This window comes from Burkholderia sp. Bp9031 (assembly GCF_003857965.1).
Lineage (GTDB): Bacteria > Pseudomonadota > Gammaproteobacteria > Burkholderiales > Burkholderiaceae > Burkholderia > Burkholderia ambifaria_A.
The window spans coordinates 178,639-199,595 of record NZ_QTPW01000002.1; the positions used below are offsets into that span (position 1 = coordinate 178,639).

At 61.8% G+C, this 20,957-nt stretch carries 16 protein-coding genes and 1 pseudogene; 7 read left to right on the plus strand and 10 right to left on the minus strand.

Features of this window, described 5'->3' with window-relative positions; translation table 11 throughout:
- Positions 1-84 precede the first annotated feature (84 nt).
- A complete protein-coding gene (locus DIE15_RS03990; RefSeq protein ID WP_124832445.1) occupies positions 85-2,298 on the plus strand; it encodes an FUSC family protein in 2,214 nt (737 codons plus the stop codon).
- A 42-nt stretch (positions 2,299-2,340) separates the two neighbouring features.
- Here the strand turns inward: DIE15_RS03990 and actP are convergent, their stop codons facing one another.
- Positions 2,341-4,017, minus strand: a complete 1,677-nt coding sequence (gene actP / locus DIE15_RS03995) for a cation/acetate symporter ActP (protein WP_124832446.1) — start codon at positions 4,015-4,017, stop codon at positions 2,341-2,343.
- Positions 4,014-4,331: a DUF485 domain-containing protein gene (locus DIE15_RS04000; RefSeq protein ID WP_057924007.1), complete on the minus strand. Its 318-nt coding sequence runs from the start codon at positions 4,329-4,331 to the stop codon at positions 4,014-4,016. The genes actP and DIE15_RS04000 overlap by 4 nt, the downstream gene beginning before the upstream one ends.
- Before the next feature lie 387 nt (positions 4,332-4,718).
- Between DIE15_RS04000 and DIE15_RS04005 the strand changes: the two genes are divergently transcribed.
- Entirely contained in the window at positions 4,719-5,645 is a 927-nt protein-coding gene (locus tag DIE15_RS04005; protein ID WP_124832553.1) for a LysR family transcriptional regulator, read from the plus strand.
- Between the two features lie 39 nt (positions 5,646-5,684).
- Here DIE15_RS04005 and DIE15_RS04010 read toward each other — a convergent pair whose 3' ends face one another.
- A complete protein-coding gene (locus tag DIE15_RS04010; protein ID WP_124832447.1) occupies positions 5,685-7,364 on the minus strand; it encodes a class I adenylate-forming enzyme family protein in 1,680 nt (559 codons plus the stop codon).
- A gap of 111 nt (positions 7,365-7,475) precedes the next feature.
- Positions 7,476-8,438, minus strand: a complete 963-nt coding sequence (locus DIE15_RS04015; protein WP_057924010.1) for a cyclase family protein — start codon at positions 8,436-8,438, stop codon at positions 7,476-7,478.
- A gap of 330 nt (positions 8,439-8,768) precedes the next feature.
- Between DIE15_RS04015 and DIE15_RS04020 the strand changes: the two genes are divergently transcribed.
- Positions 8,769-9,851 carry a porin gene (locus DIE15_RS04020; RefSeq protein ID WP_124832448.1) on the plus strand — a complete coding sequence of 361 codons (1,083 nt, stop codon included), beginning with the start codon at positions 8,769-8,771 and terminating at the stop codon, positions 9,849-9,851.
- Between the two features lie 233 nt (positions 9,852-10,084).
- On the opposite strand, the gene DIE15_RS04030 is transcribed toward DIE15_RS04020, so the two are convergent.
- The 3 genes from DIE15_RS04030 to DIE15_RS04040 all read right to left on the minus strand — a co-directional run bounded on the left by DIE15_RS04030 (position 10,085) and on the right by DIE15_RS04040 (position 12,793).
- A complete protein-coding gene (locus tag DIE15_RS04030) occupies positions 10,085-10,456 on the minus strand; it encodes a BON domain-containing protein (protein WP_057924156.1) in 372 nt (123 codons plus the stop codon).
- 116 nt (positions 10,457-10,572) lie between these two features.
- Entirely contained in the window at positions 10,573-11,511 is a 939-nt protein-coding gene (locus DIE15_RS04035; protein WP_124832450.1) for a LysR family transcriptional regulator, read from the minus strand.
- A gap of 292 nt (positions 11,512-11,803) precedes the next feature.
- Positions 11,804-12,793: an NAD(P)H-quinone oxidoreductase gene (locus DIE15_RS04040; RefSeq protein ID WP_124832451.1), complete on the minus strand. Its 990-nt coding sequence runs from the start codon at positions 12,791-12,793 to the stop codon at positions 11,804-11,806.
- Between DIE15_RS04040 and DIE15_RS37475 the strand changes: the two genes are divergently transcribed.
- A complete protein-coding gene (locus DIE15_RS37475) occupies positions 12,689-12,994 on the plus strand; it encodes a hypothetical protein (protein ID WP_162492261.1) in 306 nt (101 codons plus the stop codon). The genes DIE15_RS04040 and DIE15_RS37475 overlap by 105 nt on opposite strands.
- Positions 12,991-13,863 (plus strand): LysR family transcriptional regulator, encoded by an 873-nt coding sequence (locus tag DIE15_RS04045; RefSeq protein ID WP_124832452.1) that lies wholly within the window; start codon positions 12,991-12,993, stop codon positions 13,861-13,863. The genes DIE15_RS37475 and DIE15_RS04045 overlap by 4 nt, the downstream gene beginning before the upstream one ends.
- Positions 13,864-13,888: 25 nt before the next feature.
- Here DIE15_RS04045 and DIE15_RS04050 read toward each other — a convergent pair whose 3' ends face one another.
- Positions 13,889-16,654 (minus strand): LuxR C-terminal-related transcriptional regulator, encoded by a 2,766-nt coding sequence (locus tag DIE15_RS04050; protein WP_124832453.1) that lies wholly within the window; start codon positions 16,652-16,654, stop codon positions 13,889-13,891.
- A 379-nt stretch (positions 16,655-17,033) separates the two neighbouring features.
- Between DIE15_RS04050 and DIE15_RS04055 the strand changes: the two genes are divergently transcribed.
- Positions 17,034-17,453 carry a nuclear transport factor 2 family protein gene (locus DIE15_RS04055; protein WP_057924016.1) on the plus strand — a complete coding sequence of 140 codons (420 nt, stop codon included), beginning with the start codon at positions 17,034-17,036 and terminating at the stop codon, positions 17,451-17,453.
- 48 nt (positions 17,454-17,501) lie between these two features.
- Here the strand turns inward: DIE15_RS04055 and DIE15_RS04060 are convergent, their stop codons facing one another.
- The gene (locus tag DIE15_RS04060; protein WP_057924017.1) at positions 17,502-19,169 is read right to left on the minus strand and encodes a fatty acid--CoA ligase; all 1,668 of its coding nucleotides are present in this window, start codon (positions 19,167-19,169) and stop codon (positions 17,502-17,504) included.
- Positions 19,170-19,588: 419 nt separating this feature from the next.
- On the opposite strand from DIE15_RS04060, the gene hchA reads away from it, so the two are divergent.
- Complete coding sequence (gene hchA / locus DIE15_RS04065; protein WP_057924018.1) at positions 19,589-20,470, plus strand: glyoxalase III HchA; 882 nt, start codon at positions 19,589-19,591, stop codon at positions 20,468-20,470.
- 115 nt (positions 20,471-20,585) lie between these two features.
- Here the strand turns inward: hchA and DIE15_RS04070 are convergent.
- Positions 20,586-20,855, minus strand: a pseudogene (locus DIE15_RS04070) (altronate dehydratase); the annotation flags it as partial.
- Between the last annotated feature and the right edge of the window lie 102 nt (positions 20,856-20,957).

Consider the following 20,957-nt stretch of genomic DNA (forward strand, 5'->3'; position numbering starts at 1 on the left):
ACACGCAATACTCGGGCGCGCCTGCGGAAAATACAATCACGTTCGTCCTGTCGCCGCACGCCTGCATCACGCGCTACACACATCATGTCTTCGCCGCTCTTCAAATTCACGTCATATATTTCGGATACCAAATCAGGTACCGCCGTCGCCGATACCGCCCGAAACTGGGCCAGCACGAGCGGCGTCACCTGGCTGTACGTCTTCAAGACCATTCTCGCCGCACTTCTGGCGCTCGGCGTGGCGATGAAGCTCGAACTCCCGATGCCGCGAACGGCTATGACAACGGTCTTCGTGCTGATGCAGCCGCAAAGCGGCATGGTGCTCGCAAAAAGCCTGTACCGGATCTGCGGCACGATCGTGGGCCTGCTCGCCATGCTGGTGTTGATCAGTCTGTTCGGGCAGGCTCCGGAACTCTTCCTCGGCGCAACCGCACTCTGGATCGGCATTTGCACGGCAGGTGCCGCGCGAAACCGCAACTTCCGGACCTATGGCTTCGTGCTCGCCGGCTACACTGCCGCGCTCATCGGCATCCCGTCATGGCAGCATCCGGACGCGGCCTTTCTTTCGGCGATGACGCGTGTGACGGAGGTGACGATCGGCATCCTGAGTTCGGGCGCGGTCAGCGCGCTCGTCTTTCCGCAGCATGTCAGCGAACAGATCAGCCGCGTCAACCGAACGCGGTTCACCGAGTTTGCGGACGACGTGCTGTCGATTCTGTCCGGCCAAACCGACCGAGCATTTCTTGAGGCGTTAAACGTGCGCGTCGTCGACGAGACCGTCAGCTCGGAAGCCGCACGCAGCGCCGCGGTTTTCGAAAGCCCCGACACACGCTTGCGAAACGGCCGCCTGACTCGTCTCAATGCGGAGCGCATGGCGGCGTCGACGCGCCTGCACGCATTGAGTCAGTTGATCGCCCGGCTGCGTGTCGCGCGAGCCGATGTCGTGCTGACAGAGATCGAGGCACTGATGGCAAGTATCGCGGCACCGCTTCGACTCGAACGCCACGATGCGGCGCACGCCGACGATATCGACGCACTCGCCACGTCGCTGGCCGCCACCCTGGAACGCTGCCGCACGTCGCTGCCCGGCCGCGCGCAGCTGGCGCGAAACCGGCTCGGCAGCGGCGCGACCGCGCTCGACTTCGACACGGCGGTCGACCTGCTCGACCGGTTCCTGGACAGCTATATCGCCTATGCGAGCACTTATCTGTCGCTGAGCGCCGCCGCGCACGATCGCGAGCAGTGGGTGGCGCCATACGAACCGCGAACCAATCCGGTCATCGCGGCCGTCGCCGGCATCCGCGCGATGCTGCTGACACTCGTGCTGAGCGCGTTCTGGATCGCAACCGCATGGCCGTCGGGCGCCTTGCTCGTGCTGAACGGCGGCGCAATCTGCGCACTGGTCGCGTCCTCTGCGCGCCCGTCTCGCACGGCGTTCCAGATGGCGATCGGCACGGCGCTCGCATCCGCCCTCGGCTTGATCGTCATGTTCGTCATCTACCCGGTCATCGACGGCTTCCCGCTGCTCTGCGTGGTACTGGCTCCACCGCTCGCATTGGGATGCTGGATGACGACGCGCCCGTCGCTGGCCGGGTACGGCATCGGATACTGCATCTATTTCTGTTTTCTGACAGGCCCCGACAATGTCGTCGCCTACGATCCGACATCCTTCATGAACGACGCAATCGCGCTGGTCCTGTCCATGCTGATGGCATCAGTCGCGTTCGAACTGTTCCTGCCGCCGACGATGCTCGGGTTGCGCAAGCACCTGCTGACCGACCTGCGCAGGCAGGTCGTGTTCGCCTGCACCGACTCCGCCGCGACGCTGCGCGCGCGATTCGAAAGCCGCACGCGCGACCTCATGTATCAGGTTCGGTCGATATCGCGTGACGACCCGGTGGCGAACGGCGAGTCCGTCGAATGGTTCCTGTCCGTCCTCGAGATCGGCTCGGCCGTCGTGGACCTGCGCAGCGCAATGACCAGCGAGGCGGCACGGATCGCACCGAACGCCGCACCGGCGTGGCTCGACGATTGCGCGTTCGCCTGCCGCGCGATTCAGCGTCTGTTCGAGACGCCGACACCGAAGGCCAGCGCCGCTGCCACGCATGCGGTACAGATTGCCATCGCCACACTGCAACGGACGATGCAGACCGCCGATACGTCTCGCCCGGCGACACCCTACCTTCAAACGGCGCTCGGTAGTCTGCATTTCGTTCACAGCGCGCTCGCGGCACCCGACTCGCCGCTACCCGCGCCGGCGCCCAATGACGACGCGTCGGCACCAGGCCGCACACACTGACTGGTTCACCCAGCGCGCGTCGGGGAGGGCTGCTCGTTCAGGTCAATGCTCGACCGCCCGTTCCGCACCGAGTCCGGTCTGGGCGCGTACGAACTGCGCGTCGAACGCACGCCGTTCCGCGCTGGCCTTCGAACTGCGATCGAGTGCCGACATCACGTAGCTCGCCAGGAACGCCAGCGGCATCGTAAACAACGCCGGATGATCGTACGGGAACACGGCAGCCGGATGCCCGAGCACCGACTTCCATACCGCCGGCGACAGAATGACCAGCGAGACCGACGAGACGAGTCCGACGATGCCACCGCAGACGGCGCCGCGACTCGTCAATCCCTTCCAGTACATCGAAAGCACGAGCGGCGGGAAGTTTGCCGACGCGGCAACGTTGAACGCCAGTGCGACGAGAAAGGCGAGATTCTGCCCCTTGAACAGGAGGCCAAGCACGACGGCCACGGCACCGATCGCCAGCGTCGTCCACCGCGTGACGCGAATCTCCGATGCCCCGCTGGCTCGCCCCTTGCACAGCACGCTCGCATAGAGGTCGTGCGATACGGCCGACGCTCCCGCTAGCACCAGGCCCGACACCACGGCCAGGATGGTGGCGAACGTCACCGCCGCGAGGAAGCCGAGGAACAGGCTGCCGCCCGTCGCATTGGCGAGATGCATCGCCACCATATTGTTCCCGCCGCGCAGCACGCCGCCCACGCGTCCACCCTCGAAGAACTGCGGGTCGGTACCGACGATCACGACGCTCGCGAGGCCGATGACGAACATCGCAATGAACATGAAGCCGATGCACGTGCTTGCAACGAATACGCTCTTTCTGGCTTCCCGTGCATTCGGAACGGTAAAGAAGCGCATCAGGACGTGCGGCAGCCCGGAGAGCCCGAACACCGTCGCCAGCGACATCGAGATGGCCGAAACGGGATCCGAGAACAGACGGCCCGGTTCCATCAGCGATTTCCCTGCCTTGTGCACCGAGATCGCAGACTGCGCAAGCCGTTCAAAACTGAAGCCGAAGTGACCGAGCGCCAATAGCGCCAGCAACGTGCCGCCGAACATCAGCAGGACGGCCTTGATGATCTGGACCCACGTCGTCGCGATCATCCCGCCGAAAGTCACGTAGACGATCATGAGGCACCCGACGCCGACGACCGCATAGTTGTAGTCGATGCCGAACAGCAGCTGAACGAGTTCTCCCGCGCCGACCATCTGGACGATGAGATAGAAGAACACGACCGTCAACGAACTGACCACGCCCATCCAGCGCGTGCTGACCGGATCGAGCCGGTAGGCGATGATGTCGACGAACGTGAACCTGCCGAGATTGCGCAGGCGCTCGGCCATGAGGAACAGCATCACCGGCCATCCCACGAAGAAGCCGACGACATAGAGCAGGCCATCGTAGCCTTTCGCGTAGACGAGGCTCACGACGCCGAGCAGCGTCGCGGCGGACATGTAGTCGCCGGCGACCGCAAGGCCGTTCTGAAGCCCGCTGATTCCGCCGCCGGCGGTGAGGAAGTCGTTCACCGTCCTGGTGCGGCGCGCCGCCCAGTACGTGATGCCCAGCGTCATGCAGACGAACACCATGAACATTGCGATGGCGGCAAGATTGAGCGGCTGCCGCTGCCCCGCCTCCACGACCGGGCCGGCCCAGGCAAGGCCGCCCGGCGTGGCGGCAAGCGCGAGTACCGCGGTCGAAACGCGTACGATCGATTTCATTGCCCCACCTCGCCAAGCAATTCGTTGGTCAGCCTTTCGAACCGATCATTCGCGACCCGGACATAGAGCCACGTGAGCCCCCATCCCGCGACGATCACGGCAATCGCGAATATCACGCCGACCGTCGTGACACTTCCCGCCCACGCGGCGCTGCGCAACAGATCAGGCCGCAACGCGACCAGCGCGATCAGCCCGAAATACGCACCCAGCACGATGATCATCGACACCCGGCCCAGGCGTGTGCGTTCGTCGACCAGCTCACGAAACTTCACGTGCTCCCGGATGCGCGAAACTGCGCTTTCATTCAACGTCATATGTCTCCTCCGTCACCAATCTGGAAAATCGGTATCACCTTCCGAATCCGTCACCTCACCAATAGATTCGGCATCCATAAAATTTCATCCGCTCCCTTACCGGGTCGACATGCCCCGCGTGAGCACCGAGACGACCGAGCTTATTTCCGCCATTGGCGAATAGCAGCCCCCTCAGGTGGGGGGCAGCAGCGCATTCACGTGTTCTCCGGGGAAACACCGACTGCTCCCGGTGACGCCCGGAGCTCGGGGCTGGCGCGCGCATGCGCTTTCGGAACCGGCATCGCGATGCGCCCTGCCCCCCGTCCGGGGGGTGGCAAAAACGCGTCGTCACGCGGTATTTCTGGCGAATCGACGCTGCCACCGCGCCCTCCCTTCATTCCCGATGTCATGAACATTTTCCGGACCGACCTGAATCTGCTCGTGGTGCTCGAGCGCATCTACGCGCAGCAGAGCATCACGCGCGCGGCGCAGCAGCTCAATCTCAGTCAATCGGCAGTCAGTCATGCGCTGAACCGGTTGCGCGAACTGCTCGGCGACCCGCTGTTCGAGCGTCACGGCAATGCAATGATGCCCACCCCATTTACGAGAGCAATCATTGCGCGCGTGCGCAATGCCCTGCATACGCTCGAATGCACGCTGCACGAAGCCAGTCGGTTCGATGTCGAATCGACGGTCAGACGCTTCACAATCGGCATTCTCAATGCACAGGAACCGGTGGTATTGCCGCCCATCGCGCATTACGTCGCCAAGCATGCACCGTCGATCGACATCGCCGCGGTGCAACACGATCGTCGCGCGATAGAAGCGGACCTGCTCACCGGCTCGCTCGATGCAGTGATCGACGTTCTTCTTCCTCACCCGCAATCCATTCGCAGTACAAAACTCTCTACCGACCGGTACGTCGTTCTGTGCCGTCGCGATCACCCGCGGGTCGGTCAACGCCTCGACCTCGACACCTACCTCGCCGAAGAGCACGTGCTCGTGACGAGCCGGCAACGCGGCGGCGGCGTCGAAGATGCCGCACTCGTCAAGCTCGGCGCCGAACGCCGCATCCGCCTGCGATGCGTCCGCTACTTCGCCGCATGCCGCGTCGTCGACCAGACCGACCTGCTGCTGACCATGCCGGAGCGGTACGCACGGCTGCTCAACGAGATGTGCGGCACCCGGATGCTCGAATGCCCATTCGATGCATCGATCGATACCTATCTCTACTGGCACACGAATTCCGATGCCGATCCCGCGAATAGTTGGCTGCGTCGGCAACTGGGCGAAGTATTCGAGTCCGTTCGCGCGGACACGGCGAACCACCCGTAATGCGGTGCCTCGCCTGCCGCGTCGGCCGACGCCGCTCGCTTACCTGCGCAGCTCGCGCCTCAGGATCTTCCCCGTCATGGTCTTCGGCAATTCGTCGATGATCTCGACGATGCGCGGATACTTGTACGCCGCCATCCGTTGCTTGCAGTAAGCGATCAGCGCGTCGGGCGAGATTTCGGCATGCGGTTTCAGGCTCACGACGGCCTTGACCGTTTCTCCCCGGTAACTGTCCGCTACGCCGACGACCGCTGCCTCGCGTACCGCCGGATGCGAATACAGGACGTCCTCGACCTCACGCGGCCAAACCTTGTAGCCGCCCGCGTTGATCATGTCCTTCTTGCGATCGACGAGATAGAACCAGCCTTGCTCGTCCATGAAGCCGACGTCGCCGGTGCGGAAGTAGCCGTCGACGATCGCCTTCGCACTCTCGTCCGGCTTGTTCCAGTAGCCCGGCACGACCATCGGTCCACGTGAAATGATCTCGCCGATCTCACCCGGCGACAGTGGCAAGCCGGCTTCATCGCCGATGTACGACTCCACGTTGAATACCGGCACGCCGACAGCGAGCGTGCCGGTTGACGGATCGACCGGTGCGTCACGATCGAGCGGCACGCAGTGCGTCGGCGAGCTCGTCTCGGTCAAGCCGTAGCCGTTGTAAATGTAGTGGCCGAAGCGCTCGCGGAACGCATCGATGACGCTCGGCGGAATCGGGGCACCGCCGGAGTAGATGCGTCGCATCGACACCAGATGCTCGCGGGTCGCATGCGGATGGTTCATCAGCGCGATGAACGCCGTGATCGAGCCGATCGTGAATTCCGCGCGATGCTCGCGAATCGCATCGAGGACGACGCCCGGCTCGAAACGGCACGCAAGGATCAGCGGCGCCGCGCAGATCAATGCCGCGCCGATATGTCCAACCAGCCCCGTAATGTGAAACAACGGCGCGACGCCCAGGATCGGACCGCCTTCCCGCAGCTCGATCCAGTCACGGTACACCTGCGCGTTGAATGCAATGTTGCCGTGCGTGTTCATCGCCCCCTTCGGCACGCCGGTGGTGCCTGACGTGTATACGAGCATCGCGACATCCGTCGGCGCGAGCGTGACAGGTAGGGGCCGGTGGCCGCGATAAGCGGCAATCGTCGTCGACAGGTCCTCCACGCCTTCCGCCGGCTGCCGTCGCGTACCGGCAAAGAGCCGTGCATCGTTTCGGCTCTGGTACTCGAGTTCGCATGTGGTCATCACGGCCGGCTGCACCGCCGGCTCACCCTGCGCGGCGGCCTGGGCCTCCTCCTCGAGGAACGGGCGTACCACGTCCGCATAGAGCGACTCGTGGCAGATCAGCATTCGCGCGCCCGAATCGGCGAGCAATACACGCAGCTCGCGTGAGCGGTTCATCGGATTGATCGACACCGCGATCATCCCGAGCTTCCACGCGGCGACCAGCGCGATCACGAACTGCGGCACGTTCTGCAGATAAAGCGCAACGCGATCGCCGGCTACGCAGCCGCGCTCGCGCCACGCGCTGGCAAGGGCGTCCGATTGCGCATCGAGCTCGGCATAGGTCAGCACGCCGTCGAAATACAATATCGCGGCACGCTCCGGTGCGCGCGCGACGGCTGCCCGGAACATGCCGAGCACATCGGTAAATACCGGCGAGATCATCGCCGGATGGCCGGCCGCATAGTTCGCGAGCCAGGGCTTCTTGTCATGGGGCGTCATGGGAACTCCAGGATTGGGCGCGCGGCATCACGTGCGCGCGTCACCGAAATTGCACTGTGCGCCCGGCGCGTGCAAGCGCCGGGCATGGTCGGACCGGAGTTGGAAACGGCCTTACTTGATGACCACCGGGTTGACCGGCGCGCCGCTACCGCTGACGACCTTGAGCGGTGCCGCGGTATAGAGGAACGACCATTGCCCGTCGTCCGCGCAGTCGGCAGCAAGCGGATCGAGCTGCGCGATCTCGGTCAGCGTGACACCGAGGTTGCGCATCAACGCGTTGTGCAGCGGCAGCGCCACGCCCGATTCCGGATCGATGGTCACTTCGTTCGCGATCGTATCCGTGACGAGATTCGGGATCTCCATCCGCTGGAACCACTCGACGAGTTCCGGGCTGTAGGTCAGGCCCGGCTCGATGAAATTCTTGTAGAACTCGCTCTTGTCACGCTCGTAGAACGAGCCGATCCAGCCGGTGCGGATCACGAGGACGTCACGCTTTTCGATCGTCACGCGCTGCGCTTCGGCAGCCTCGAGCAGATCGCGATGCGTGAAGGTCTCGCCCGGATCGAGCACGGCCTTGCCGCGATGCCGGGCAATGTCGATCAGCACGCCGCGCCCGACGACGCCGCGCTCCGCGATCGGCAATACGCTGGCCTTCGCGAGGCCGCCGATGGTCGATTTCGCATCGTAGCCATTCCAGATCTGGTCGCCGTACCAAACGTGTCCGAGGGCGTCGTACTGCGTTGAACCCTGCAGATACATGATCATCATGTCGTCCGCATACTCGAGGAGCCCGGGGAACAGCGGCCCCTTGCCGCACATGTAGTGCCCCTTGTCCATCACATTCATGCGGCATGCCTGGGAGCGACCCGGCCAGACAGGATCGCCCTTCGGATTTCCCATCTGGATCTGCAGCGTGAAGGTCTTGCCGGAGCGCACGGCCGCGACGCCGCGCAGCACCTCCGTCTCGGTCAGGTAGTTGAGCGAACCGACTTCATCGTCCGGCCCCCACTTGCCCCAGTTCTTCGGTGCATCACGCAACAGTTCAGCCATCTCCGGAACGTTCTTCGACTCCATGCCTTGTCTCCTTTTCAAGTCCACCGATCCAATCTCCCCCGTCGAGTGCATGCGCGGAAAACGTCCGCCCATATCGCCGGGGTTGTCGATTTTTAATGGTTGAGAGCGTAGGCGGGCAGAAATTTCGAGGCAAATGAATTGTTTTCATTCACCCCAATCAATCTCGCGCATATCTAGTACTACTACCGTATTTCAATATAGCTAAAACGTGATCTAACATGCGATCGCAATGAAACGGAAATCCCGCAGTGGAATTTTCCTGATTCATTTTTTTAATCTCAAAAGAACGCCAATCATTAAAAATCACAATTACCCTGGAGATAATCAACGATGTCATTTCGTTCCCGAATTCGTTCGATCGCACTGGCGGCAGTCATCATGGGAGGCGCGGTATCGCAGGTACATGCGCAGAGCAATGTGACGCTCTACGGCATCGTCGACAGCGGCTTCCTGTACACGAGCAAGACAGCCGATCCAGCGAGCGGGCAAAACGCCGGCCATCAGTTTTCGCTGATCAGCGGCGGGATGACGCCGTCGCTGTTCGGCCTGAAAGGCAGCGAGGATCTCGGCGGCGGCATGAAGGCGATCTTCACGCTGGAGAGCGGCATCGATATCTCGAAAGGCGGTTTCACCGATTCAAACGGAAACTTCTTCGGCCGCCATGCATGGATCGGCATCGAGAGCGGTGTGGGTACGATCAAGGCCGGCCTGCAGTTTTCCCCGTTCGTGCTCTCGCTGATCTCGACCGACCCGCGCTCCGTCTCGTTTTTCGGCAGTCAGGTGCCGATCTACGTGGGTAACGTACTCGTCACCGGCATCTTCAACGCGAATGCCATTTCATATGCGAGCCCGACGATCGCAGGCTTTCAGGGCAACGCGATGCTCGCGTTCGGCGGTGTCGCCGGCGATTTCCAGGCGGGCCGTCAGTATTCGGCCAGCCTGAACTACACGTACGGCCCGATGCTCGTCAGCGCGGCGATGTATAGCGGCAACGCCGGCGGCACCGCCGCGACGACGCCCGTGCCGAGCACGGTCGCGTTCTCGGGCCGCACGATCGGTGCACGTTATGAATTCAACGACCTGACCGTAAACGCGGTATTCGTCAATTACAAGGTCGCGGGTTCGTTCGACAGCCGCGTCTACGGAGGAGGCCTGAGCTACCGATTCACGCCGACGATCCACGCGGACGCGGGCGTCTGGTATACGAGCGACGGGAACGATACCGGCAACCATTCCATTCTGGCCGCAACGGGCTTGACCTACAGCCTGTCGAAGGCGACGCTGATTTATGGCCAACTCGGGTTCGTCAACAACCATGGCAGGATGAACACTGGCCTGTCCACCAATGGCGCGCTTTACGGCGTCTCGGGATCAACGTTCGGCACCGTGGTCGGGATTCGTCATCTCTTCTAGGTCTCGTGCGCAACGAGCACCGAGCCGGGCGAGCCGTCAGCACCAGCAGGCCGGCCTGGTCGATCTCGATGCGCGAGCGCGCGATCCGTTCGCCGATCGAGCCGCGCCGATTCAGCGGCTCGCCGAACGTTCCGCGCTCATTTGTCGAATGCCCGGTCATTCATTCTGCGAATTCCTCCGGACGCTGACGTCCGGAGGGCCTGGTATCGCTCAGCCGCGCCCAATCCCGCGCATCACTGTCCGCCCTCCATTCGCAACTCGAGCTTGCTTGTCACCGACGTGACGCCTGGCACCTTGCGAGCCGCCTCCACTGCAGCCTTATCCTGTGCCTCGTCCGTTATCATCCCGGCCAGCGTCACTTCACCAGTCTTTGCCTTCGCAAACACAGTGACCTGCGCATTGCCGATGCCAGGCGCCTTGACGATCGCCTGGCGGACCTTCTTCGCAAACGCGCGATTTTCCACGCGTTCGGCCTTCTTTGCCGAACGCGGCGACGTGGTCGCGCTCTTGGCCGTTTGCGCGTCGGGGGCACTGGATTGCGCGTAACACGTGACGGACGTCAACGCGACGATACCGGCAACAACGATCATAAAACGTGACTTCATCATCCTCTCCTCAACAAAAACAAACGGACAACTACGGATTGGCAGATGCCAGAATCGGGCACCCGGTATTGCGCTTGCATGCCTCCCGCAACGGCCGATTGCCGTGTGGTACGGCCTTATGCAGCAATCGAATTCAATGCACTTTCGTCGGCTTCCAGCGCCGGCGAAAGCGTCACGCGCAGATGGTCGAGAAATGTCCGTATCTTCGCGTCCATGAACTGCCTGGATATGTACATCGCATAAATGTCCAGCATCGTTAGGCGGTAGTCCGGCAACACCCTTACCAGCCTCCCGGTTCGCAAATCGTCAATAACCGAATAGGTGGCCAGCGACCCGATGCCCATTCCAGCACGCAATGCAATTGCCAGCGCCTCAGGTGCATTCGCCTGAAACAACGCGGAGAGAACAGAATGTGATGCCACTTCACCGCTCGCGCCATGAAGCAACCATTCGTCGCTCGACTCGGCTGGCGTATCGAGACGCAGACACGTATGGTCGGCAAGATCTGCCGGCTTCGATGGCGTGCCATGTCGATCGAGATACGCTTTCGACGCGACCAGGACGCTGTAGCAGCGTCCGTAGGTGTGTGCGATGTACCCCGAATCCGGAAGACTCGATGCCGTGACCACCGAAATGTCGTAGCCGTCTTCCACCAGATTCGGCATCCGCTGCGAGTACGTGATGTCGACGGCGACCTCGGGGAAAGCCGCCTGATAAGCAACCACCGCCTCGGTAACATGGCTCTGCCCCAACCCGGGCATGGTATGTACACGCAATCGACCGTACGGTCGAATCAGCGCGTTTCTGGCCTCGGCATTCGCCTGATCGACATCGCCAAGAATGGATAACAGGCGTTCGAAATAGCGCCGCCCGCTGTCGGTCAGCGAAATTCTCCGAGTCGTTCGATTCAACAAGCGAGTCTGAGCATATTCTTCGAGGCCAGCTACTGCTCGCGATACCTGCGCAATCGCCACGTCCGTCTGTTTCGCCACTGCGGTAAAGCTGCCGGCCTGAACGACACGCACGAATGTCCGCATGTTTTCGAGCATATCCATTTTTGTCCACCGCCCTTCACTGTCTACGCACGGAACGGGCAATCCGAAAGCCTGCTTCTGCACGCTGTAGAAGTGACGCCCGACATAACCGTCTGGAGTTTTCGACCTGGATGGACGACGCGAGCGCAGTGGACGGAACATTCCATTTCACCCGCCGCCACGCTCAACTCGATAGCGAGAATTCTCGAACATTCGCCACCAAACGATCACCCCCCGCACGGGGGGTTACTCCATCGATCGTTCGTGTGCGAAGCTAAATGAATTCAACAAACGAGCGGTAACGCCCGGTTGTTCACTGCCCGTGCGTACGAAGCACGATCTTGCCGATATGGCGGCCGGAATCCATCAATTCATGTGCCGCGCGCGCATCGCGCAGATCGAACAGCCGATAGACCTGCGGCTTGACGACACCCTGCCGGATCAACGGCCACACGGCCTCTTCCAGCTCGTGAATGATCTTTGCCTTCTCCGCGTAGGTACGCGAGCGCAGGGTCGAGCCGATATGCGTCAAACGTTTCGTCAACATCGGGAACAGGTCGAGTTCCCTAGCCGGCCCATTGATCACGCCGATCTGGACAATGCGACCGTTCATCGCTGCCGCCGCGTAATTGCGTGCGACGTAGTCGCCGGCGATGATGTCGACGATCACGTCGACACCCTTGCCATCCGTGAAGCGCCGAACTTCGTCGACGAAATCCTCGTTCCGGTAGTCGATCGCAAGATCCGCGCCGAGGCGCAAGCTCGCGTCGCGCTGTGGATCCGAGCCAATCGTCGTGATGATCTTCGACGCGCCGAACGCCTTCGCCAGCATCGTCGCCGTCGTGCCGATACCCGATGCCCCACCGTGAATCAGCACACTGTCGCCGGCTGCGAAACGGCCACGCTGAAACAGATTCAACCAGACGGTCATAAAGGTTTCCGGCATCGCCGCCGCCTCCGTCATGTCGAGGCCGTCCGGGATCGCAAGTGTATTGCTCTCGTTCGCGACCGCGTATTCCGCGTATCCGCCGCCCGGAATCAGCGCGCAGACACGATCTCCGATCGCGAACCGCGTGACGTCACGCCCGATCGCGACGACTTCCCCTGCGACCTCGAGGCCGGGAATGTCGGACGCGCCGGGCGGCGGATCGTACAGCCCCTTGCGCTGGAAAACGTCAGGACCGTTCACGCCCGCAGCATGAACCTGAATCAGTACTTCGTCGTGACCTGGCGACGGCACCGGGCGCTTGGCAGGCACAAGCACTTCTGGGCCGCCAGGATGTACGATTTCAATCGCGGTCATTTCAACTGGAAGGTTTTGTTTGTCACCCATCACGATATGATCCTCAACGTTCTTCGATGCTCGGCCGATTCGCGGGCCATCCCCAATCGCGGCGTCGCAACCGATGTAAGTGAGAAAAGTTTATGGCCAATGCCCGTTGAGGGCACGCAGCGAATTACCTGTCGAGGAATGCAAAAATGCATCAGTCTGGACAAGCGATGAACTGGGACGACGCGCGCGTATTCCTCGCAATCCATCGCGAGCGCACGCTGCGTCGAGCAGCGGAGATGCTCGGGGTCGATCAGGCGACCGTCGGACGGAGGCTTGCAACGCTCGAGCACATGCTCGGCGCGACATTGTTTCTCCGTTCATCAAAAGGCTATCTGCCGACACCGGTCGGCGAGCTGGCGCTACGCGCCGCGGAGGCGATGGAGCAGAGCGCACACGAACTGGTGCGACTGACGCACGGTGTCGACCGACGGCTTGCCGGCGAGGTGAAGATCACGACGACCGATGCACTTGCGATCGAATTCGTGATGCCGTCGATCGCACGACTACATGCGAAGCATCCCGACGTCTCCGTCGCGCTAAATACGTCGACACAGATTCTGAATCTCGCGAAGCGCGAAGCCGACATTGCAATCCGCACGGTTCGGCCCGAGAACCCCGATCTCGTCGCGCGCCGCCTCGCATGCTGGGACATGGGCCTGTTCGCGTCGCACGACTATCTGCGCCGGCACGGCGAGCCGGAGCGCGGCCATGCGTTCACGGGCCACGACCTCGTCGTCTACCAACCGTACATCGACTCCAGCCGCAAGCCGACGCTCGCCGGCGAACCGATTACCGGGGGTCGCATCGTGACGCGTACAAGCACGAACCTGATGATGCGCGCCGCGCTGCGCTCGGGCCTCGGCATCGGCGAGATTCCCGTTCACATGGGCGAGCGCGACGGGCTCGCACGCCTCTGGCCGGAGCGGGTCAGGCAGTCGCCGTACGAGGTCTGGCTGGTCACGCACCGTGACCTGCACCACACCGCGCGCATCCGCGCGGCGATCGACGAGATCGTGTCATCATTCGCCGCGCATGGATAACGCAAGGCGGCATCGCCGCGACGGGTCATTCATCGTCGCGCTTTGTGCCCGACGGCTCACGCGCCAGCCCGCTACGTACGGCCTGGATGCGCGACGTGACATTGAGCTTTTCGAAGATATTTTTCAGATGCCATTTGATTGTTTCAGGCGCAACGCGGAGCGCACGTGCGATTTCCTTGTTCGACAGTCCTTGCGCCACATAATCAAGGATCTCGGCTTCTCGCGCGCTCAGGTTGCCGGTCGCACTCGGCCGCGCGGCCTGCGTCGCGTTCGATGCCCGCTGTGCGTCGAATGCGCGCACAAGTTCTCGCAAGTACCACGCATTGACGGCCGGCAAGCGCCCGGCGTGCTTTAGCGCACGCCCAACCATGCGCTCCACGATTGCGCCTTCGTCGATGAACGTGCGCACCAGCCCGTTGACCTGACCGTATTCGAGCGCTTGACCGAGTACATCGAGCGCTTCGTCTTCCCGGCCGGCCTGTTCAAGTACCACCGCACGTAACGTGGCAGCCTGCGCGGCGAACCAGTCGAATCCATGCGAGAGAAGCGCCTCGTGCACGATCGCGATCGCCCGTTCGGCGTCGCCCGCGCTCCCGTCCGCCAGCATCAGCCTGACTCGCGCGGATTGCGCCATCTGCCACGTTTCAATGTAACTCGACGCCACCTCGGGCAGTGCTGCCGGCACGAGTGCCGCGAGCGCCTTTCCGACACGATTGGCCTGCGACAATTTTCCGACACTTACGCAGATCCGGATGCTGGTCGCCATGCATGCCACACGCAGTCTCAGCCATTGCCGGCTGCATGCGATGTGATCGGCGGCGTCTATGATTTCGTGTGCACGCGCCTCGCGGCCGGACTGGAACTCGATCAGTGCTGCTGTCTGCATGAAGCGCAGCAAAGGCCCGAGCGAGCATGCCTGCATCGCGACCTCGAAGCGATCGCGCTGAACCTCGCTGACCTTCGCCCAGTCGTTCCATTCGTAATAGATGGCCGACAGATAGCCAGCCGACAGCGCAGTCGCCGCCGACAGGCGTCCGGCGGATTGCTCGGCAAACCGCAGGGCAGCCTCGAATGTCTTCGATGCATCGTGCAGGCGACCGGAGACGAATTCCGCGAGACCGGACATGTTCTGTCGGTAGACGTTCGCATAGAGCGGCTCGTCCCCGGACAAGGAAGTTTCCGCTCGCGTTCTGAGTGCGAGCACGTCGCCGATCCGCCCCGCATAACCGAGCCCGAAGATCATCGTGGTTTGCCCGATCTGTTCTATCCACGATCCCGGCTTCGGGCCCGCGGCCAGTACACGCTCACCCAGAATCAACGATTCGGCACTCCTGTCCGACAAGCCCGCGATCAACGAGCGAACCGCGAGCAATTCGGTGGCAATGACACCATCCATATCAAGGCGGCGCGCATTCACGTCTGCCTCGATCGACTCCAACGAGCGGCGCGCATCGACGATACTCATCGACAACGCGAGCGCCCATGTATGGGCGATCCTCAGCCGCAAGCGTTCCGCCACGGCACGCTGCGGAAGACGCGAAACCCAGTCGAGCACGGTTCGCACGTCACTGGAAGCGATGAGCCTCATCGCGCAGGTCTCGACCCAGCCGGCGGCCGTGTCGAAATCGCCGGCGGCAAGCGCATGCCGAACGGCATCCGGCCATTGTCGTTCGCCGGCATACCATTCGCTCGCGCGACGATGGAGAATCGTGATCTCGCCGGGCCTGCGCAGCGCCAGTTCCTCGCGTAAATACTGCGAAAAGAGCGCGTGATAGCGATAGTTCTGACGCCCTCCATCGACCGACTTGATGAAGAGGTTATGGGTACTCAGCCATTCAAGGCAGTCTGCCGCGTCATCGCGACCCGTCAGCCTGTTGCACAACGAGGGGGTCATCTGCTCCAGTACGGCCGTGCACAACAGGAAGTGATGAACGGCTTCCGGCACGCGGGACATGACATTCTCGTTGAGATAGGTGGCGATCCCAGCCCTCGCATGGCTCACCTGTTCGGCCACATGCGCCGCATCGCTGTCGTCGCGCAGTGCGAGCGCGGCCAGTTGCAGACCCGACACCCAGCCTTCAGTTGCGGCACGCAGACGCTCGATGCTCTCCGTGCTGAGGTGCTTGCCTGCGACTCGGTCGAAGAACGATCGCGTTTCCGCCTCGTCGAAGCAGAGATCATCCGCATCGACTCGCACCAGTTCGTCACGCGATTCGAAATAGCTGAACGGCAACGCCGGTGTGGATCGACATGCCAGGACGACGTGGAAGTTCGGCGGCGCGTAACGCAACAACTCAAACATCGCGTCGTGAATGATCGGCGAGGCGAGACGGTCAAAATCGTCGAGCATCAAGAATATTTCAACGCCCGCATCCGCGAGTTCGTTGAGCAGCTCGTCGAACACGACCTTCAGCGGAATGAGCGCGCGGTCGCGCAGCAATCGCTGGGCACGACTGCCGATACCGCCGGTAGCTTCGACGACGGCCGCGACGACATATGACGAAAAGATCGACGCATTGTCGTCGTCCCGGTCAAGACTCACCCACCCGACCTTGGCATTCGTCGCGACGAGTTCCTTTCGCCATTCCGAAAGCAGCGTCGTCTTCCCGTAACCGGCCGGTGCGCACACGAGGGTTATTCGGCGATCAAGCGCGCGTGCAAGGCGGCCGATCCTGGCCATGCGCGGCACGATCTCCCGCGCCGATGCAGGCATCAGCTTGGTACGTACCAGTACCTCGATCGCATCGGCGTCCGCAGGCATGGCCGACTTTCTGCTGTCTGTGGACGTCATTTATTTCCTGTTCTCCCGGTACTGTCCGCCCGCGTGGATAAAAGGTTCTCGGCCGACCTGCCCGACGCGCGTCAGGTTCGATGCGCGGCAAATACAGCATAACCACGCGATATCCACCATCAACACTAGGTGATCTCCGGACTGATCAGTACCGGAATCGCAGCCGGTACCGGTCGAGTGCGAGGGATTCGCATTGTTCTCGATCCGACATCCAATGTTCAGCCCCCCATTTGGGGGGCTACCTCAATCCGGCGACTCGCTCCATGCTAGCTCGACGGTGCCGCCAGTCGGCGCCAACCACTTGCCCGCCCCCCCTGCGCGACCGATAGGCGGCCGGTCGCCCAAAACCGTCAACCGCGGTTATCGCCCGGGAGTTGCCATGAATTGCCGAGACATTGCGGAAGCATTTTTCGATCGCTATCGACAGCACGACATCGAAGGAATGCTTGCCCTGTTTGTGTCGGGCGCCACCGTCGACTACGTGCCGATCGCCGCGACAGGCGCTGCGGCCGTCCAGGGCTCGGCGATATGGACAGCGCTCGTTAGCGCTTTTCCCGATTTGACCAATGAGGTCGAGGCAATTCATGCCGACAGTTCCGGGCGTCACGCAACCGTAGAGGTCACGATTCGCGGCACTCAGGCACAGAATTTCCTCGGCATCGTGAATCGCGGGAAATCGTTTTCGGTCAGACATGCATTTCTGTTCGAATTTGATGCCGAAGCCCGCATCACACGGCTTGCCGCCTATTGGGACAACGTCAAGCTCTTCGAAGACCTCGGTAAAACGACGCTCGGATGACTCGATTCCGATACCGGTCGCTCATCGCGCAGCCGGTATCGGCGTTGGTCAGGCTGCCTGATAGCGCTCGCGTAGTACGCGCTTGTTGATTTTCCCGACGCTCGTCTTTTCGATTGCATCGACGATGAGCAGCGTGTCTGGCACGGCGTATCTCGAGATCAATCCGCGATCGGCCACCTGCTTGATGTGCGCCTGCAATTCCGCGGAGTCGACTCGTCCGACGTATTCGTCGGTCAGCACGACGAGCGCGAGCGGCCGCTCGCCCCATTTGGCATCCTTGATGCCAATGACGGCGGATTCGCGTACGGCGGGATGCCGAGACAGAATGTCCTCGAGTTCCAGCGACGACACCCATTCTCCGCCCGTCTTGATCACGTCCTTGATTCGATCCGTGATTTGCAACCGACCGTCCTTGTCGATTACGCCGATATCATTGGTATGAAGATAACCGCCAGCCCACAGCGCCTCCGATGCCGGCACGTCGCCGAGGTAACCTTGTGTCGCCCACGGCATCCGTACAACGACTTCGCCCGCCGAGCGACCATCGTGCGGTACATCGCGCAGATTCTCGTCGACGATGCGCAAATCGACGAGCGGTAGCGGCAAACCCGTTCGCGTCCTGCGCGCAACGTTGTCGTCAGGCGTTCCATCAATGCCCGGCTGCACTGAATCGACTTGCGCGATCGTCATTAACGGGCAAGTCTCGGACATCCCGTAACCGGTATAGACGTCGATGCCACGCTTGATCGCCGCACGAGCGAGCCCCTCGGGTAGCGGCGCCCCTCCGACAATGACTTTCCACGAGGACAGGTCGACGGCCGCCGACGACGGGCTATCGAGAATCATCCCCAGCAAAGTTGGCACACAATGCGAGAACGTTACGGATTCGCGCCCTATCAGCGCAAGCAGCCCCTCCGCGGTATAGCGGCCCGGGTAAACCTGCTTCAGCCCAAGCGCGGTCGCAATGTAAGGCATGCCCCACGCGTGCACGTGAAACATCGGGGTGATCGGCATGTAGACGTCGTCCCGATGTATGCGCCCATGCTCGCGCGCACTCGACAATGCGGCCATTCCGGCGAGCGTGTGCAAAACCAGTTGTCGATGAGTGAACGCAACGCCCTTCGGCAGGCCGGTCGTACCCGTCGTGTAGAACGTCGTCGCCCGCGTGTGCTCGTCGAAATCGGGAAACACAAAATCCGGCGGGCTGGCGTCAACCAAATGCTCGTACTCGTCGGCAAACCCCTGCGGAACGTCGATCTCCGCGCCATCGGCGATCAGCACGAAGCGCTTCACCGTCTCCAGCCGGTCACGGATGCCGGCGAGCATCGGCAGGAAGTCGCGATGCACCAGCGCAACCTGCGCGCCGGAATGATTGAGACTGTACAGAAGCTGATCGGGAGACAATCGAACGTTGGCGGTCATCAGCACCGCACCCATCATCGGAATCGCAAAGTAACACTCGAGATAGCGATGACTGTCCCAGTCCATCACGGCAACCGTATCTCCGGCCTCGACTCCGATCGACGACAATCCACTTGCGAGTTGGCCCAGGCGATGGCGAAAAGTCCAATAGTTGTGTCGCACCTGGTCGCTGTAGACGATCTCCTGCTCCGGCCGTGTCGCCAGCGGCGTGTGAAGCAATTGCTTGATCAGAAGCGGATAGGTGTAGGCGGACGGCAATGGCTCATCCCGAGAGCGGGGATACGAAGGGTTCATGAATGTCTCCGTGAGCGGCCGGCGTGGCGCGATGAAAGGCTACATGCGACGGAGCAGCCGTCTTTGACGCTGGTTCACGTCGGCCGTGATGACATTCAAGATACAGTACCGGCATTCACCGAACACCCCCACATTCGGGGGGACAAGCCAGCGCGCTGGAGTGCATTGGCGACAAGACGAGCCATCACGCACGTGACGCTCACGCGTCGAACGCAACCCACCTGATCGGGGGGGCGTTGAATCGCGGCCCCTATTGTAAGATTTGCTGGCCGCGCTCGTGCGGCCCAGAGGAATCTTCGTCTGCGCTTCGAAGTGCAAAGCGATTCATTTGAGCAGATTCAAAGGCATCCGTCGGTCCAGCACGATCGATTATCGAGTCCCAGCCGATTCCTGTATCCAGTCCAGTGAAAGGAGTAGTCATGACCACCGAACCGCAGCAAACGGACAAGATGCCCTCCCCCGATCCCGCTGAGAACAACGCTTACTTTCCGTCTCCGTACTCGTTATCGCAGTACACGTCTTCGAAGACCGACTTCGACGGCGCACATTACCCGAACCCTTATAAGGGTGGTAAGTGGAAAGTGCTGATGATCGCGACTGACGAGCGCTACGTGCTGATGACGAACGGCAAGATGTTCTCGACCGGCAATCATCCGGTCGAGATGCTGCTGCCGATGCATCACATGGACAAGGCTGGCTTCGAAATCGACATCGCCACGCTTTCGGGCAATCCAGCCAAGCTGGAACTATGGGCGATGCCGGGTGATGACGAAGCGGTGCAGAGTACGTACCGGAAATACCTGCCGAAACTTAAAGTCCCGCTCAAATTGTCCGATGTGCTGGAAAAGGACTTGGGAACGGATTCGCCTTACATCGCGGTATTCATTCCCGGTGGCCACGGCGTGCTGGCCGGCATTCCACACAGCACGGAGGTCAAGCGGGCGCTCAAGTGGGCCCTCGACAACGACAGGCACATCATCACGTTATGTCATGGCCCTTCATGCTTGCTGGCTTCGGCCGTAGACGAAAAGCCGGAGAACTATCCGTTCAAGGACTACGAAGTTTGCGTGTTTCCGGATGCGCTCGACAAGGGACCCAATCTCGATATCGGTTACATGCCGGGCCCGCTTCCCTGGCTCGTCGCCGAGAGCCTCGAGAAACTCGGGGTCAAGGTGCTGAACAAGGACATGACGGGCCGGTGCCACCAGGACCGCAAACTCATCACGGGCGATAGCCCGCTCGCGTCCAATAACATCGGCAAACTGGCCGCCGCGGCACTTCTGAAGGAAGTGGCGGACTGACGCCGGTGAGCATCGCAGAATTGCACCGCTGCGCGCATCATTGATGCTGTTGCGGTCGCTCGTAGGCGGCCGCAACAAGCGGCGCCCCCCCGGATGTTGACGTTCACCCTGACCTGTTCGCGGTGCCGCCCGTCGCAACCGCGCCCAGCGATTTCTCGAGGATCGTCGTCAGCCCGCCCGCCTTGTTGCCCGCGGACGGATTGTTGTCCATGCTCGCGTTCATCTGCGTGCAGTAGGCCTCCCACCAGCGGACCCGTTCGAGCAACTTCGCGCCGACGGCCGGCGACACCGCGCGGCGCGTCAGCAGGTGCTCCGCGCCGTAGATTTCCGGCGTTTCCGACACGATCGCAGTCCCGCCGTGCGCAACGAGCCGGTCATCCGACGCTGCCTTTACGTTCGATTGGCTTTGCGCTCAATTTGCTAGAACCGGGCTGAAGACGGAACTCGAGTTCGCGAGGCGAGACCGCGATGCCTGCGGTAATCATGC

Coding starts and splice junctions, on each gene's coding strand:
- DIE15_RS03990 (WP_124832445.1), top strand. CDS start 85: ATGTCTTCGCCGCTCTTCAAATTCACGTCATATATTTCGGATACCAAA.
- actP (WP_124832446.1), bottom strand. CDS start 4,017: ATGAAATCGATCGTACGCGTTTCGACCGCGGTACTCGCGCTTGCCGCC.
- DIE15_RS04000 (WP_057924007.1), bottom strand. CDS start 4,331: ATGACGTTGAATGAAAGCGCAGTTTCGCGCATCCGGGAGCACGTGAAG.
- DIE15_RS04005 (WP_124832553.1), top strand. CDS start 4,719: ATGAACATTTTCCGGACCGACCTGAATCTGCTCGTGGTGCTCGAGCGC.
- DIE15_RS04010 (WP_124832447.1), bottom strand. CDS start 7,364: ATGACGCCCCATGACAAGAAGCCCTGGCTCGCGAACTATGCGGCCGGC.
- DIE15_RS04015 (WP_057924010.1), bottom strand. CDS start 8,438: ATGGAGTCGAAGAACGTTCCGGAGATGGCTGAACTGTTGCGTGATGCA.
- DIE15_RS04020 (WP_124832448.1), top strand. CDS start 8,769: ATGTCATTTCGTTCCCGAATTCGTTCGATCGCACTGGCGGCAGTCATC.
- DIE15_RS04030 (WP_057924156.1), bottom strand. CDS start 10,456: ATGAAGTCACGTTTTATGATCGTTGTTGCCGGTATCGTCGCGTTGACG.
- DIE15_RS04035 (WP_124832450.1), bottom strand. CDS start 11,511: ATGGATATGCTCGAAAACATGCGGACATTCGTGCGTGTCGTTCAGGCC.
- DIE15_RS37475 (WP_162492261.1), top strand. CDS start 12,689: ATGAACCTGAATCAGTACTTCGTCGTGACCTGGCGACGGCACCGGGCG.
- DIE15_RS04040 (WP_124832451.1), bottom strand. CDS start 12,793: ATGACCGCGATTGAAATCGTACATCCTGGCGGCCCAGAAGTGCTTGTG.
- DIE15_RS04045 (WP_124832452.1), top strand. CDS start 12,991: ATGAACTGGGACGACGCGCGCGTATTCCTCGCAATCCATCGCGAGCGC.
- DIE15_RS04050 (WP_124832453.1), bottom strand. CDS start 16,654: ATGACGTCCACAGACAGCAGAAAGTCGGCCATGCCTGCGGACGCCGAT.
- DIE15_RS04055 (WP_057924016.1), top strand. CDS start 17,034: ATGAATTGCCGAGACATTGCGGAAGCATTTTTCGATCGCTATCGACAG.
- DIE15_RS04060 (WP_057924017.1), bottom strand. CDS start 19,169: ATGAACCCTTCGTATCCCCGCTCTCGGGATGAGCCATTGCCGTCCGCC.
- hchA (WP_057924018.1), top strand. CDS start 19,589: ATGACCACCGAACCGCAGCAAACGGACAAGATGCCCTCCCCCGATCCC.